General features: G+C 48.8%; 12 protein-coding genes. 11 read left to right on the top strand and 1 reads right to left on the bottom strand.

Annotation, left to right across the window (positions count from 1 at the left end; translation table 11 throughout):
• Window positions 1-7 precede the first annotated feature (7 nt).
• The 3 genes from ACN6MW_RS10830 (at window position 8) to ACN6MW_RS10820 (ending at window position 3,393) form a co-directional block, all read left to right on the top strand.
• A complete protein-coding gene (locus tag ACN6MW_RS10830) occupies window positions 8-739 on the top strand; it encodes a glycerophosphodiester phosphodiesterase (RefSeq protein ID WP_419875476.1) in 732 nt (243 codons plus the stop codon).
• Window positions 740-828: 89 nt separating this feature from the next.
• Window positions 829-1,632, top strand: coding sequence for an MgtC/SapB family protein (locus ACN6MW_RS10825; protein ID WP_419875475.1), 804 nt, complete (start codon window positions 829-831; stop codon window positions 1,630-1,632).
• A 1,524-nt stretch (window positions 1,633-3,156) separates the two neighbouring features.
• Entirely contained in the window at window positions 3,157-3,393 is a 237-nt protein-coding gene (locus ACN6MW_RS10820; RefSeq protein ID WP_419875474.1) for a hypothetical protein, read from the top strand.
• A gap of 45 nt (window positions 3,394-3,438) precedes the next feature.
• Here the strand turns inward: ACN6MW_RS10820 and ACN6MW_RS10815 are convergent, their stop codons facing one another.
• Window positions 3,439-5,256 carry a cache domain-containing sensor histidine kinase gene (locus ACN6MW_RS10815; RefSeq protein WP_419875473.1) on the bottom strand — a complete coding sequence of 606 codons (1,818 nt, stop codon included), beginning with the start codon at window positions 5,254-5,256 and terminating at the stop codon, window positions 3,439-3,441.
• A 77-nt stretch (window positions 5,257-5,333) separates the two neighbouring features.
• Between ACN6MW_RS10815 and ACN6MW_RS10810 the strand changes: the two genes are divergently transcribed.
• The 8 genes from ACN6MW_RS10810 (at window position 5,334) to ACN6MW_RS10775 (ending at window position 15,262) form a co-directional block, all read left to right on the top strand.
• Window positions 5,334-6,761: a response regulator transcription factor gene (locus ACN6MW_RS10810; RefSeq protein WP_419875472.1), complete on the top strand. Its 1,428-nt coding sequence runs from the start codon at window positions 5,334-5,336 to the stop codon at window positions 6,759-6,761.
• Between the two features lie 56 nt (window positions 6,762-6,817).
• Complete coding sequence (locus ACN6MW_RS10805) at window positions 6,818-8,224, top strand: ABC transporter substrate-binding protein (protein WP_419875471.1); 1,407 nt, start codon at window positions 6,818-6,820, stop codon at window positions 8,222-8,224.
• A 226-nt stretch (window positions 8,225-8,450) separates the two neighbouring features.
• A complete protein-coding gene (locus ACN6MW_RS10800) occupies window positions 8,451-9,614 on the top strand; it encodes a substrate-binding domain-containing protein (protein WP_419875470.1) in 1,164 nt (387 codons plus the stop codon).
• A 58-nt stretch (window positions 9,615-9,672) separates the two neighbouring features.
• Entirely contained in the window at window positions 9,673-11,172 is a 1,500-nt protein-coding gene (locus tag ACN6MW_RS10795) for a sugar ABC transporter ATP-binding protein (protein ID WP_419875469.1), read from the top strand.
• Complete coding sequence (locus ACN6MW_RS10790) at window positions 11,153-12,148, top strand: ABC transporter permease (protein ID WP_419875468.1); 996 nt, start codon at window positions 11,153-11,155, stop codon at window positions 12,146-12,148. Before ACN6MW_RS10795 ends, ACN6MW_RS10790 begins: the two co-directional genes overlap by 20 nt.
• The gene (locus ACN6MW_RS10785; RefSeq protein WP_419875467.1) at window positions 12,145-13,311 is read left to right on the top strand and encodes a Gfo/Idh/MocA family protein; all 1,167 of its coding nucleotides are present in this window, start codon (window positions 12,145-12,147) and stop codon (window positions 13,309-13,311) included. Before ACN6MW_RS10790 ends, ACN6MW_RS10785 begins: the two co-directional genes overlap by 4 nt.
• 14 nt (window positions 13,312-13,325) lie before the next feature.
• Window positions 13,326-14,363, top strand: a complete 1,038-nt coding sequence (locus tag ACN6MW_RS10780; protein ID WP_419875466.1) for a zinc-dependent alcohol dehydrogenase family protein — start codon at window positions 13,326-13,328, stop codon at window positions 14,361-14,363.
• 47 nt (window positions 14,364-14,410) lie between these two features.
• On the top strand, window positions 14,411-15,262 hold the full coding sequence (locus ACN6MW_RS10775) for a sugar phosphate isomerase/epimerase family protein (RefSeq protein WP_419875465.1): 852 nt from the start codon (window positions 14,411-14,413) through the stop codon (window positions 15,260-15,262).
• The last annotated feature ends 149 nt before the right edge of the window (window positions 15,263-15,411 follow it).

The following is a 15,411-nucleotide window of genomic DNA, read 5'->3' as shown; positions in this document are numbered from 1 at the left end:
AAACAGAATGAAAGCAGCAAAGCCACTTGTAATCGCGCATCGCGGTGCTTCGGCGGAGGCTCCCGAAAATTCTTTAGCAGCATTTATGCTAGGTGTCAGGCAGGGATGCGGTATGATCGAGCTGGATGTTCATCTTACAAAGGATAAGCAGGTCGTCGTTATTCATGACCACACATTAGATCGCACGACTAATGGTGCAGGCGACATCGCTAATCTTAATTACAAAGATATTAAGGGTTATGATTGCGGCAAGTGGTTTGGCGATCAATATGCTGGGGAATATGTTCCTCTGCTTGAAGAAGTGTTGACGAAGGTACCTGCAAATGTACAGTTTAATGTAGAAATAAAAGCTGCTGAAACGCCCGGGATGTTGGATAGCTTAATTGACGTATTAAACAAAACTGACCGGATCGGAGGTACAGTCGTATCATCGTTCCATTATGGATGCTTGGCAGAGCTAAAAGTAAAATTGCCTGAAATTCGCATTGGCTTGCTTTATCATCAAGAGGTTGCAGATTTCAAAAAGTTCGAGAACGAATCGGGAGTTGAGGTGTTTTCGCTGCATCCGCACCACTCGCTTGTAACAGAAGCCTATATGGACATTGCAAATAGGGGGGGTAAAACTGTCTATACTTGGACAGTTGATGGAGAAGTAGATTTGAAAAGACTTATTGAATTGGGTGTAGCAGGCATTATTACAAATAAGCCCGAGCTATTAAGAAAGGTGCTGGAACAATAATCGAGCATTAGAAGAAGGGCCATCTCATGGCCCTTTTCTACTGAATATATCACATTTCCATGTCGGCAATGGCGAAAGGATGATAGGCAATGTTTATGGAGATGGAGAGCGTGTGGGAGATATCTTGGCTGGATTTAACAATCCGTATGGTTTTATCGGCGTTGCTGGGCGGCCTGATCGGCATAGAACGCGAATGGAGCAACCATGCGGCGGGCTTCCGTACGCATATTTTGGTCTGTCTCGGCTCTACAACCATCATGCTCATGTCAAGCTACGGCTTCGGTCAATTTATCGACGAAGTCAATGTCCGGGTCGATCCTGCAAGGCTGGCGGCGCAAGTGATTAGCGGCATCGGCTTTCTGGGAGCGGGCGCGATATTGCACAATGGCAATATGATCAAAGGATTGACGACGGCGGCATCGATCTGGACGGTTGCGGCGATCGGGCTTTGCGTAGGAGCTGGCTTCTATACAGGCGCGCTGGTGTGTACGCTGATGGTGCTGATCAGCTTGTACGTTCTTAACAAGTGGGAGAAGGTGTTGCTGCGCCATCGTCGGTACCAGTCAATCGAACTGAAGGTGATGGACAGCCCCGGATTGTGGGGACGAATCGCAATGGTGTTCGAAGAGAATAACATTCGAATATCGAATTTGATGATCAGGCAGGAACGGATAGAGTCCCGGCGCAGCGACGAAACATCAGATGCGGAGGGGGATTGCACAACGCTTCAGTTCAAATTGAAAGGTTTCAAGGCCAGCGAGTTTCTGACGGCGATGGAAGAGATCATGAAGCTCGAAGGCGTTCTGGAGATCGATTCTGAAAGCGTACTCTTTGTGAACAAACAGGCTGCTAAGCGTAGAGGCAAGGGCAAAGAGATCCGGCTTTCTTTGTAGCGATTGCATTGATGGCAGGATAAGTGTCTCTGAAGGAATGAATACGGGAGCAATATCCGCAAAGACCCCACTTGTTCATCCCCACGGCGCCGATTGTGATACAATAGTTCAACAAGCAAGTCTGAGGGCGGAAAGAGGGCTTCACCAAGCCGCTCATTACGCAGCTAGAGAAGGAAATCGCGGAGCTCCAGGCGCTCGTACGCGACCAGAAGAAGAAACGCGAGAAGACCGAGGCGAAGATCAAGGGACTGAAGCGCAACCAGAAGCTTAGTCAATCGGCCAGCGACCTAAGCAACAAGATCACGCGGGAGAACAAGCTGAAGAAAGAAATCGAGCAGATCGACGCCTCGCTCGTTCAAGCCTCCAAGCAATTGGCGGAGAAGAAAGGGCTGTTGGAGAAGCAGCGGGAGAAAACGAAGGCTCCCTAATAAATAGAATGGAGGGGCGGACCAGAAGTCAGTTTTCACTGACTTTCTGGACAGCCCCCTTTTTTGTTTGACAGGCCATTACTAATCCTTGCTGATGAACTTGTACTGAAATTACAGTCCCGTCTCGGCGAAGTAGCCGGCGTGGAATCTGTCCCGATGATGCTTTATTAGGTCATCGGGATTTTTGCATAAAGAAGGGGTGTTTCCCCAATTTAGATGAATACGATCTTAATTACGTTAACAAAGTTCCGTCTGGAAAGATCGGCTCAGCTGCTGGCCAGCACAAAGCGGCAAGTGACGGAGGTCGCTTCTGACGTAGGGTTAACGTAAGACTGCGGGAAAAAGAAGCATAACCGAGGAAGAGGCACGGAAGCTTGAAACAATTATCGAACAATGGAAAATGTCCGATACAAGGATAACATTTCAAGGACTTGCAAAAGCTCTTAATTGTCCAGCCATTATTCTTCATGTGAAGCCCTATGAGGATATGGTTATTGCAGCTCAGTCAGAACAACAGTTTCTTCTTCACAAAAAGGAAAAGAATGAGTTGCGAAAAAAAGTGAGGGAATTCATAGACTCTAAGCTGCAAAGTGGCGAATGAGATATATGCTCATATTGGTCGAGGTGTCAATCATCTGAAAAGGCGTTTTTCTTGGCTCAGGAAGTGGATAACATTAGTTGCGAAAAAGGATCAAGAAAATCGTATAAAGGAAAAAAAGGAAGATTTAATTACTAGCGTTTTTCTCGCAGTGGAGGAGATTTCCGCTACATCTTCACATCTGAATTTAGACGATATTGCTAATCATCTTGGGGTGAACAGAGACATTCTTAAGCTATATGGGAAGTTACTGAGGCAAAAAATCAGGCTAAGCTTCGGTACAAAATCGGAATCGTTAAAAACAAAAATCATTGAAACGATTTATGTCATTTTAATTTATACGAATGCTGGTTAATGCCATTATAAATTATCAAAAGTGTCATTTGGTTGCAGATAAACCGAAGGTTTAGGTGTATTCTTTATGCCAATTGTAGATATACCTTACATGTATGTTTTTCTGAACAATCAATTAAAAATCCTGGTTTCTTTCAAGAAGAATTGAAATTAATTGAAGAATTAATTGCAGGTGTAGAACATTCCATTTACTGTATTCCCCTCACCTTACACCAATTCGATAGATCTTTAATACCTGAAGGGTTCGGGGATAAACCTATTATTGATTTAGCCGGAAATAATGATAATGATATTGAAAAGTGTGCTAAAAGAATCAAAACGACCATTCGTGATCACAGAAGTAAAAATCAGTCTAATACTTTATTTTCTTCTAACACCTGAATCTCCGCATGAACCAGAACGAACCGTACGCCGGACGCGGAACGCCTAAGCCGGACCACGGTTTTGGTGTCCATAGGGGATTTGAAATTCAAACTTGGTGCCGCGCTCCGGCGTGCTCTCGACATGAAATCGAACCTGATCGCCATAGACCAGAATAAGTCTGCGGAACGTGTTGAAAATGCCGGTATGCTTACGGAAATAAGGATCCTTGGTTGTCCCTTTTTCTTGAATCAACTGCCTAAGCTTGTCCAGCACGTCCGCGGATATCCCGGTTCCCGTATCGCATATCACAATCGTCATTGCGTCCGCTTGGGCCTGAACCTTGACGGTGAGCTGAAACTCTTCGGTGCCCATATACGGACTCCAACCATATTTGATCGCATTCTCGATGTAGGGCTGAATGCTGAGCTTCATGACCGGAAAATCGAGAAGCTCGGGAGCGATCTCGAAACAGGCGTGAACATCTTTGCCGTTGCGATAGTAGTGGATCTTCAGGAAATTGCGGATGTACGCCATTTCCTCTTTCAGCGTGGCCCATCCATCGTCGCTGCGAATGGTGTATCGCATCATGCGGGAGACGGACTGCACCATATCGCCGACGGCCTCGCCGTTGTTCCTGACCGCATAGGATTCGATCGTCTCCAACGTATTGAACAGAAAGTGAGGATTGATCTGGGCCTGCAGCTGCAGCAGCTCGCGTTCCTTCTCCCTCATGTTGGCCTGGTATACTTCCCGTTCCATGAACTGAAGCTTGTCGAGCGTTTGGTTATAGCTGTTGATTAAAAATCCGATTTCATCGTAGTTGTGCTTCATCGGCACAGGGACGTAGACGCCGCGCCCTAAGCTTTGCATCCCTTTCTTCAACCTGAACAAGGGCTGAAGTATGTTGCTCATGACAGGGAAGGCGATGATCAATGCGGTTACCAGGCTGAAGGCAGCGATCAGAAGCGTAAGCAGATACGTTTGCCGAACCCCTTTATTAATGCTGTTAAGCGGAGCCGTCCATACGATCTTCCACTCGCTGCCTGGAAGATCGGCGTAGATCGCCTGATATTCACGATCGCCGGATGTGAACAGCAGCTGCCTGCTTGTCTTGTGAGCTTCCAGTCTGGCTTGTTGGAAATCTTGCATCAGAGCGGTGGCATCGGGCGATTCGGACACGGTCGTATCATTCTTCTCATGGTACAAAATAACTTGCCCTTCCTCGCCCTGCCGATTGCTGCTAAGCATGCTCTTGATTTTCTCTTCCTTGATTTCTATGATGAACAAGGCCTCTGTTTGGCCCGTGTCTGTATCCAATATTGGTCTGATATAAGAGAATACATTCGCTTTGCTATACAAAATATAAGGCAATCGATGCGCCGCAGTGAGCTCCGGCTTGTTGTTTGCAAATGCAGCCTTATAGGGATGGTCGGCTCCGAACGAATACAAAGGGTTCAATTGATTCTGGTACGAATCGAAATATACTTTCCCCAAGCGGTCGACATACAGTACACCGAGCACCTCGGGGTGAAATTGCAGCGAGTTCCGGACTATTGGCCGAAATCGAATCATATTATTGGCCTGCTCGGTTAATTGGTCGGCAGGTGTACCAAGATAGTTAAGGAAGCTTGTGTTAATAAAGAGACTGTCGAACGACTCGTTCATGGCTTGCAAATAATCGGACAGCTCCTTGGAGACGAATTCCACATACTGTGAAGAAATTGATGCCGAATACTCCGTGCTGGAGCGAAACATAAAGTACTCGGAGCTATAGCTAACCAACGATATGGGAATGATCGAAATCAGAATCAACAACACGAACAACTTGTACTTCAGCGACAAGCGTTGTATGATACGCTTCAAATATGTGAATAAGGACAAACACGGGTTCCCCCCTCGTTCGCGTCATTTCCTGGATATGCTTCGCTTTAGGATTGCATAAAGGAGTTGGATTTATTATGAAAATCTGTGTCGTTGACGATGAAAGTGAAGTGCGGGTCAGCATTATTCAAAAGCTGACGGCGCTTTTTCCGCATGAGCAAGTGTTTAATGCGGAATTTGGATATGAAGCCCTGAAGCGAATCGAGCTTATTCAACCCGATCTTGTTTTTCTGGACATCCGCATGCCAGAGCTTGACGGACTGAATATTCTTCAGCGCATACATGAGAAGTATCCTGCTATTCATGTGGTCATTATATCAGGGTATGATGATTTTGAATATGCGAGGAGAGCGCTCACACTCGGCGCCACCGGCTTTCTGCTTAAGCCGGCGGATCGCGGAGAACTGTCGGATATTGTCCTTAAGGTGAAAGGAATGCTGGTGCAGACTTTTATAAAGGAACTGGATCAGCTTATGAGCGTCACCCCGATTCCGCATGTTTCCATGGAGCAGGTACAGCCTTTTAATGTCAGCCTGTGGTTTGATGAACGCGAATGGAAGCATATCGAGCTAGGCAATCGCGCAGCGCTATTGGATCAATACAACACTTCCCACGATATACTGCTCACAGTGACGCTGGATTCCGACCTGGAAGCCATCGTATTAAGAGCACCTTTGGAAGAATCGGCGAGCGGCTTCAGAGAGAGAAAAGCTTTTTTACCCGCATTGCAGTCGCAAATGCGCATGAAGAGGGAGCTCCGGTTTTTTCAGACGAACGATGCTCCTCTTTCCGGCAAACGTGCCGGACAGAAAGAGTGGGCGAAACAAGCCGTGAAGCACAGGCAGATCATTATACAGCATGCGCGGACCGGCGATATCGCGGAGCTGGAAATTGCCTTGGAGGCATGGTTCGAATGCTTGACGAATGTGACTTACGATGAGCTTCGGAAGGAATGCGCACATCTTATGGCTGTACTGGATGAAGGTCTGGGTAGGAACAATGTGATTATGGTGGACGAAGAAACGCTTTATTATTGGCATGAATGGATAGGACGGCATCATACATGGAAAGTCTTGAAGGACCGGGTTCGCCATATGGTGATAAACGGGGTCGCGGCACTTAAGAACCTTGATCAGCAAGATCGCGAGATTCCGCAAGCGGTTAACTGGTTTAAGCAGGCTCTGCAGGTAATCGAGAATTCAAATGAAAAAAACTTGAGTCTGGAGGTTGTGTCGGAAGCGGTAAATGTCCACCCCGTTACATTAAGCCGCATGTTCAAACAGCAAATGGGCATCACCTTCGTCCGGTTTCTTACTCGCAGAAGAATGAAGCATGCAAGCGCGCTCCTGCTGAACACGAGTAAGAGGGTGAACGAAATATCGGAGGATATCGGGTATGCCGATTATGCCTACTTTAGAAGCTTGTTCAAGAAGGAGTTCGGTTATTCGCCTTCGGAGTTTAGGAAGAATAATGGTATCCTGACCGAACCGGACGATGGTGAGTAAGAAGACAGAAAAAGAAGGGCGTGGCGCGGGTGGTCAGACTAAGGATACATATGCTTATGCTATTCATGATCGCGATAAGCTGCTCCGGATGTACGGATGGCAGCGCATATCGTTCCGGTTCGCCGGACGAATCGGGTTCCCTTTCTTCAACCACTAAGCTGAAGATATTATATGCAACGGTAGAAGCGGGGTCTGAGGCGGTCGTTAACGCGGCCGAAAACTACGAGAAGCAGACAGGGATAGGCGTCGAAGTAAGCACGTTTCCGTATAACAGCCTGCAGGAAAAGGTGTTTACGGAATTGTCCCGGATGAGCAGTGAATATGATCTCATTGCCGTCGATACTCCATGGATGCCGAAAATTATTCAACATCTGGAACCGATGACGCCTTTTATTCGTCAAGCGGCATCGACTGCGGATTTGGACGATTTCATCGCGAAATTGTTTTTGGATAGTTCTGTCTTTGACAAGGACATGCCGCAAAGGGCGCCGCTTGGGATGGATACTATCAATCTGGATCGTATAACGGCAGCGGGCTTCGATGTTTGGAGCTTGCCGATTCAGTCGAACGTGCTTACCGTCAGCTACCGGAAAGATTTATTCCAAAATGAGGCCAATCGGGCCGCCTTTAAAAAAAGGTTTAAACGCGAACTCAGCATCCCGACTACGATGGACGAATATAAGGACATTGCCCAGTTCTTTACCCGCGATACCAATCACGACGGGACGATCGATATGTACGGTACAACATTGATGGCGGGTAAGCATGAAGCCGGCTTCGTCGATTACAAATCATTTCTGAGCGTTTTCGGAGGGAAGCTGTTCGATGAGAAGCTTAATCCCGTATTTAATTCCGAGAGCGGAGTGAAGGCTCTAGAGACTTATGGAAGCTGGATACTTAAGGACAAAGTGACCCCGGCAGACGTTCTTACCTACACGTGGGATGAGGTCGAGATCGCTTTTGGCTTCGGGCAAGCGGCCATGGGAATGAATGTCCACGATATGAACCTCCATCCGAACCTGCAAGGCGGTCAGGTCGGCTATTTCATGCTTCCCGGCGTGAAAAATGGGGATACACTGGTACGAGGGCCCCATTTCGGCTCGTGGGGGCTAGCAATAAACAAGTATTCGGAGCATAAGGAAGCAGCTTATGAATTAGCAGATTACTTGACCAGCGCTGATGTACAGCGCGATTATTTGCGGTTTCGGCAGCACGTGACCCGGAAGTCAGCTTATGCGGCAGCCAAGGCTGTGCTCGACGAGTCGCTTCGCGAGTATTACGAGGTGCTCGGCCGATCCTTGAGCGTGGGTGTGGGAAGGCCGCGAATCAAAAATTACGACCAAGTGTCGGAGACGGTCCAAACAGCGGTGCAGCAGTATTTGACCGGGAAGAAGGATGCGAGGACCGCACTGGATGAAGCGGCTGCTAAGGTCGATCAATTGATGAGAGAGAGCGGATACTAACGAATAAAAATTAGCTTACTAGGTCAAAAGAAGGACTGTGCGATTCAAACATCGCACGGTCCTTCTTTACGTTCGGGTGAATTCTCCCACTAAAAAGTTCCCCCCTTCAGGTTAAATTCATCGTCTATTTTGGTAACCCCGTTCGCCCTATACTCAAGTTAATCGATTGTTCAGCTAATGCGAATGAATCGATCCACAACTTATATAAAGTGAGGGGTATCAGAATATGAAGAGAAGATTTATATCATCATTCGCTTTACTGATTGTATGCGGTATAACGATAGCAGGCTGCGGAAACGCCGGACAGAACAAGACGGAGGCGCCGAAAGAACATGAGGGCTATACGGCTTCCGGACCACTGACGATTAATCCGAATATTCCCGATCTGCCGGTTCAGGACATTGGCCCAAATGGAGAGAAGGCGGTATCGGCGAAGAGCCTGCAGCTTTCTGAAGACGAGTTGAAGAAGATCAAGGACGGGAAGTTCAAGGCTGCGATCGTCATGCATTATTCCGGTACCGACTATATGACAGCTGCTGTAGGCGCAATGGAAAATACGTTCGAGAAAATGGGTATTGAAGTTGTCGCGGTAACAGATGCCCAGTTTAAGGCTGAAAAGCAGGTAAACGACATTGAAACGGTTTTGGCGAAAAAACCAGATATTATGATCTCTGTACCAGTCGATGCTGTATCCACCGCAAGCGCATACAAGAAAGCCGTCGATCAAGGCGTGAAGCTGGTGTTCATGGATGGTGCGGCGCAAGGGCTTGTCCCTGGCAAGGATTATATCAGTATCGTATCCGGCGACAACTACGGTAACGGTGCGTTAGCCGCAGATATTATGGCGGAGAAGCTAGGCGGGAAAGGGAAGGTCGGCATTGTGTTTCATGATGTGAACTTTTTCGTGACAAAGAACCGTTCCGATGCCTTCGAAGCCCGCATTAAAGAGAAGTATCCGGATATTGAAATTGTCGCTAAAGGCGGGATTACCGATCCGAACAAGGGTGAGGAAGTTGCATCGGCGATGTTGACGAGAAACCCGGATATTAATGGGATATTCGCACCCTGGGACGTTCCGGCAGAGGGCGTTATGGCTGCTGCAAGAACGGCGGGGCGGAGCGATCTGATTGTCACTACAGTCGATCTTGGTACTAACGTAGCATTATCGATCGCTTCCGACGGCATCGTTCGTGGTCTTGGCGCACAGCTCCCGTATGACCAAGGCGTAGCGCAAGCCATTCTGTCCGGTTATGCTCTGCTTGGCAAGGAAGCCCCTGCCTATGTCGCATCGCCAGCTATCAAAGTAACCAAAGAAAATGTGCTGGAAAACTGGAAGCTGATCTATGGCGTAGACGCACCGGCAAGTGTACAGGATGCAATGAAGAAGTAAACATCCCAATTTACGGAGGCTGCTCATTGGCGGTCTCCAAATAAAGAAGGTGAGTGCAGTGGAACAACCCATTCTCGAAATGAAAAATATCTCTAAAGCATTTAATGGCATTAAAGTTCTGAATGATGTTAGCTTTTCGGTGAAACAAGGCGAGGTTCATGCGCTAATGGGCGGGAACGGAGCCGGCAAGTCGACGCTCATGAAGATTCTTACCGGCGTCTACACGGCCGACAAAGGAGACATCGTGATCGATGGAAAGCCGGTTAGCATTAAAAGCTACGAAGATGCAAGAGCGAATAAAATATCGATGATTTTTCAGGAGTTCAGTTTAATTCCGACACTAACCGTTTCTCAGAATATTTATCTAACCCGTGAAGCCAAAACCTCTTTGGGGCTGCTCGATGACAAAGACAATGCGCGCAAGACCGAAAAGCTGCTCAAAGAACTAGGTGTTGATATAAAACCGTCAGATGTTGTACAGGAGCTCGGAGTCGGCTATTGGCAGATGACCGAAATCGCAAAGGCCTTGTCGCAGGAAGCGAAGGTTCTCATCATGGACGAACCGACCTCGTCACTGACGAAGACGGAGACGGAAGTGTTGTTTAAATTCATTAATCAGCTTAAGGCAAAGGGTTACGCGATCATTTATATTTCCCACCGTATGGATGAAATTTTTCAGATATGTGACCGCATTACTATTTTGCGGGATGGCCGTAAAATCACGACCGAAATTATCAAGGAAACGACGCTTGATTCGGTCATTCAGAATATCGTTGGCGCGGAGTTCGACAAAGCGTTTGAGTGGGTCGAACGCGACTATGCTACCGATGTACCGCCCGTATTCGAGATTCGGAACGTCACAGCGGGAACGAAGGTGGACAATGTCAGCCTGAAAATCCAGCCCGGTGAAATCATCGGCGTGGCCGGCCTCATGGGGAGCGGGCGAACAGAGCTGCTGCGTACGATCTTCGGCATTGATCCGATGGACAGCGGCGAAGTTTATGTAAACGGGAAGAAGCAGAAGATTCGAAGCGCACGGCAAGCGATCGATGCGGGGATTGCCTTAATTCCGGAAGACCGCCGGATGCAGGGACTAGTTTTGCAGCACAGTATCCGTGATAACATGATCCTCCCGATTCTCTCCAAAGTGAAAAAAGGGATGCTGGTCGACAACAAGAAATCCAATGAGATCAGCAAGCGTCTCGTTGAAAGGCTAAACATCAAGACCGACAACATTTATAAGCAAAGCGGCCTGTTATCCGGCGGCAATCAGCAAAAGATTGTACTGGCCAAGTGGCTTGCCACTGAACCGGATGTTCTGCTGCTGGACGAACCGACGATCGGCGTCGATATCGGCGCCAAAACCGAAATTATCGATATCGTCCGCGAAATGGCCGCAAACGGCAAGGCGATACTCGTTGTTTCTTCAGAACTCCCGGAGCTTCTTGCACTAAGCGATCGCGTGCTCGTCATGCACGAAGGCAAGATTAAACGGGAGATGAAGCGCAAGGAGATTCAATCTGAGGAGGAGCTGCAATATGCAATCCAGGGATATTAGTATAACCAAATCTGTCACCAAACCGGGCGTGCTCGGATCCATAAAAAGTTTTCAATGGAGGAACTACATCGTTTATCTGGCCTTTATCGGCGTATTTATTTATTTCTCGGCTACTTTGTTCGAAGATGGTTTTCTGACATCGGGCAATCTGCTTAACATCGTGCGACAGACGGCCACTATTTCGTTGATGGGCCTTGCGATGACCTTTGTTATCAGCACGGGCGAAATCGATCTGTCCGTAGGCTCCATCGCCGCCTTATCCTCGCTGACGGGGGCGCTGGCCCTTCAATCCGGCTTCGGATTGATCGGCGGACTCATCGCAGGTGTCGGCACCGGGCTTGCGATCGGTCTTATAAATGGTTTGCTTGTAACGAAGGCGGCTATTCCTTCCTTCCTCGTAACGCTCGGTTCAATGGGAGCTGTTAAAGGGATGGCAATGTGGATCACTGATACGGCGCCGATTCCGATCATCAATAACAATTTTAATTTCATCTTCGGCTCGGGCGATATCGGTCCGGTTCCTGTTCTATTGCTGTGGGTTGTAGTGTTTACGATCATCGCGCATGTGCTTCTGCGCAAAACCTCGTTCGGCAGACAGACGCTTGCTACCGGCGGTAATGAGAATGCGGCTAAATTCTCCGGTGTGAAGACCGCGCGCATCAAGCTTCTGGTTTTCCTCGGTACGGGTGTAATGGCTGGCCTGGCTGGTCTACTCTATGCCGGACGTATGAATGCGGGGCGCTTCTCCTTCGGCGAAGGCGATGAGCTGTCCGTCATTGCAGCCGTCATTCTCGGCGGCACCAGCTTGTTCGGAGGCGTCGGAACGATTATCGGCACCGTAGTGGGTGCGCTTATGATCGGTACGATCAACAACGGTCTCATTATCATGGGCCTGGATGTCAGTCAACAAATGATGATCAAGGGTCTCATTATCATCTTGGCCGTCGTATTCGGTAAGAAAGCGGTCAAAAAATGAAAACTAAAATCAAAGCAGGTATTATCGGTACCGGTTTTATTGGACCGGCCCACATCGAAGCCGTACGCAGGCTGGAATTCGTAGAAGTAATAGCTTTGGCCCAGAACGGTGAAGAGAGCGCCAGGACCAAAGCGGAGCAGCTTGGCGTGCCGCTTGCCTACGGCGATTACAAGGATTTGCTCCGCAATCCTGACATTGACGTCGTACACAACTGTACGCCAAATCATCTGCATAATCAGATCAACCGTGAAATCATCGAGGCAGGCAAGCATGTACTGTCTGAGAAGCCGCTGGCCATGTCGAGCTCCGAATCTGCGGAGCTGCTGGCACTGGCACGTAAGCATGGCGTCGTTCACGGCGTTAATTTTAACTACCGGCAATATCCGATGATGAAGCAGCTGTCCGAAATGGTGAAGCAGGAGGAATTCGGCAGGATCAATGCGGTACACGGCAGCTATCTGCAGGACTGGCTGCTGTACGAAACGGATTACAATTGGCGGTTGGATGACAAAACTGGCGGCAGGTCGCGGGCTATTGCGGATATCGGCTCCCATTGGTGCGACACCGTTCAATATGTAACAGGGAAGAAAATTACGCAAGTATTCGCTGATCTATGGACCGTGCATCCAATCCGAAAGAAGCCAGTATCCCATGCGATCACATTCAGCGCAAGCAAAGGGGAACAGGTTTTAGAATATGAAGATATACCCGTCAATACGGAGGATTATGCATCGGTTCTTATTCGCTTCGACGATGGCAGTAAGGGAGCCTTTACGGTTTCCCAGGTTAGCGCCGGCAGGAAGAATGCGCTTAGCTTTGAATTGAACGGCAGCCGCAAATCCGCCTATTGGAAGCAGGAGGAGCCGGCTAGTTTATGGATTGGCCACCGTGATCGCTTCAACGAGGTACTGATGGCAGATCCGGCTCTGTTCCTCGAAGAAGCCAGACCTTCCATTCATCACCCTGGCGGGCATACGGAAGGCTGGCCCGACTCGGTGAAGAACATGATGCTGCAATATTACACATTTATTCGGGAAGGGAAAGACCCGCTGAAGGACAAGGCGAACTTCGCGACCTTCGAAGACGGACATCTATCAATGTGTATTATGGAAGCGATTCTTAAGAGCCATAAAGACGAGTGCTGGGTTCAAGTTCAACAATAATGGAGGGAACAGAGATGACGATGAAAGCGGTTGTTTTTCCAGGTGATAAGCAAGTGGAAGTGAAGGAAGTACCAATTCCAGTTCCGGGCAGCGGCGAGGTTCTCATTAAGATGAAGGCATCGGCAATTTGCCGCAGCGACATGAGCCTCTACTACGGCAGCAATCCCGTCGTAGGCGGAGAGTCGACGAAATCTGGCTGCATCCATCCTGGACACGAGCCAGCCGGAGAAATTACACAGACGGGAGACGGGGTTACACGCTTCAAGACCGGCGATCGCGTTGCCGTTTACTTGGCGATCGGCTGCGGCGAGTGCGCGCATTGCAAGAGCGGCTATAAGATGTTTTGTCCGGAATGGAAATGCATCGGCTTCGATACACATGGCGGCGATGCGGATTACGTCGTAGTTCCAGAAGAGAACTGCATGCGTATTCCAGATGAGATGAGCTACCTCGTCGCGGCGGTTTCCACCGATGCGGTCGGTACGCTCTACCACGCACAGAAGCGGATGAACATTAACGGCAGAGACACACTCGTTATTTTCGGTCTAGGGCCGATGGGTGGAGCGGGTGTCATGATTGCTAAGGGCTTAGGCGCGACCGTCATAGCGGTCGACATGCTGGATGAACGTCTTGAATTGGCCAAGGAGCTGGGGGCGGATCACGTCATTAATGGCAAAGAAAATGTACTGGAACGCATTATGGAAATTACGAACGGCCGCGGGGCGGATGCGGCGATCGATTGCTCCGGCAGTCCGCATGCGCAAAACACAGCATTGAACAGCCTGCGTGCGCACGGCCGTGCAGCTTTTATCGGTGAGGGCCGGGAGCTGACGATCAATCCGAGCAATCAGCTGATCCGCAAGCAAATCACGGTAATGGGCTCTTGGTACTTCCCGATTTTCGAGTACGACGAAATTACACGCTTCATTATCGAGCGTAATCTGCCTGTCGAGAAACTCGTTTCGCATACGTTTAAGCTGGATGAAGCTGAGACCGCATTCCGGATGTTCGATGAGAGATTGACGGAGAAGGCCGTGTTTATCTGGGACTAATACTAATCCGTCCATGGATGAAATAAAATCGAGAGGTTGTGTTCATTGTGAAAGGGATTTCGTTTAATACATGGGTGTACAGCAGCTTTCCGGTTTGGGTACCTTCTTACCCGTTAGAAGAAGTCATTCATCGTCTTGCTTCATTTGGCTACGACGGCATTGAAATCGGCTGCGCCAGTCCGCATGCATGGCCCGATCATGTGTCCGTACAACGCCGCAAAGATATTCTCCAGCTGCTGAAGAAGGAAAAGCTGAGCGTTTCATCGCTGCTGCCAGCTCCAGGAGGCGGTCCAGGCCATAATCCAAGCTCGCCTATTGCTGAGGAAAGAGCGTATACGGTTAATCACTACAAAGAAGTGCTGCGTTTGGCTCATGATTGGGAATGTCCGACCGTCATTTACTTGGCGGGCTGGGCCGTATACGGAACCTCGAAGAAGCAGGCGTGGGACTACAGTCTAGAAGCGCTCGTCGATGTGGCGCAATACGCGAAAGAGCTTGGCATTACTATAGTCGTTGAACCGACGCCGACTGACAGCAACCTCATCGAATCTGCGGATGACGCGCTTCTCCTAAGCGAGCAGTCCGGTCAGGATAACGTTAAGCTCATGTTTGATACGTTCCACGCATTGTACCGCAACGAAGTTGCGAGCGATTATGTTTACCGCATGGCCGATAAGCTTCATCATATTCATCTCTCCGATAGCGACCGGCTTCCGCCAGGTCATGGACGCTGCGACTTCGATGGCGTACTCCGCGCATTGAAGGACGTCGGCTACAAAGGCTATCTTACGTCGGAAATCGGGTTCCACTCGCGTCAATCCGATCCAGACTGGTACGCGAAGCAGAACATTGCCTTCTTGCAGTCCAAACTGGTCGAACTGGATTGGAAGAAAGAGTAATAAGCACATCCCAAAACGAGCCTGCCATGCGCAGGCTCATTTCGTTATAAAGTTGATTAGGATTGTCCTTCTTTTGCGGATTTTTGAAGCTGATCATCGATTATTGAAAGTTACGTTTGGGGGCAACGTGTATTTTGTTCTCCCCACTC

The sequence above is a fragment of the Pristimantibacillus sp. PTI5 genome (assembly GCF_048572955.1).
Lineage (GTDB): Bacteria > Bacillota > Bacilli > Paenibacillales > Paenibacillaceae > Pristimantibacillus.
The sequence above is the reverse complement of the archived record's forward strand: the minus strand, read 5'-3'. Positions and strand labels throughout refer to the sequence as shown.

What these genes read in the sequence shown, in the direction of transcription:
- ACN6MW_RS10780 (WP_419875466.1), top strand. Translation starts at nt 13,326, where the DNA reads ATGACGATGAAAGCGGTTGTTTTTCCAGGTGATAAGCAAGTGGAAGTG.
- ACN6MW_RS10800 (WP_419875470.1), top strand. Translation starts at nt 8,451, where the DNA reads ATGAAGAGAAGATTTATATCATCATTCGCTTTACTGATTGTATGCGGT.
- ACN6MW_RS10810 (WP_419875472.1), top strand. Translation starts at nt 5,334, where the DNA reads ATGAAAATCTGTGTCGTTGACGATGAAAGTGAAGTGCGGGTCAGCATT.
- ACN6MW_RS10790 (WP_419875468.1), top strand. Translation starts at nt 11,153, where the DNA reads ATGCAATCCAGGGATATTAGTATAACCAAATCTGTCACCAAACCGGGC.
- ACN6MW_RS10825 (WP_419875475.1), top strand. Translation starts at nt 829, where the DNA reads ATGTTTATGGAGATGGAGAGCGTGTGGGAGATATCTTGGCTGGATTTA.
- ACN6MW_RS10830 (WP_419875476.1), top strand. Translation starts at nt 8, where the DNA reads ATGAAAGCAGCAAAGCCACTTGTAATCGCGCATCGCGGTGCTTCGGCG.
- ACN6MW_RS10805 (WP_419875471.1), top strand. Translation starts at nt 6,818, where the DNA reads ATGCTATTCATGATCGCGATAAGCTGCTCCGGATGTACGGATGGCAGC.
- ACN6MW_RS10785 (WP_419875467.1), top strand. Translation starts at nt 12,145, where the DNA reads ATGAAAACTAAAATCAAAGCAGGTATTATCGGTACCGGTTTTATTGGA.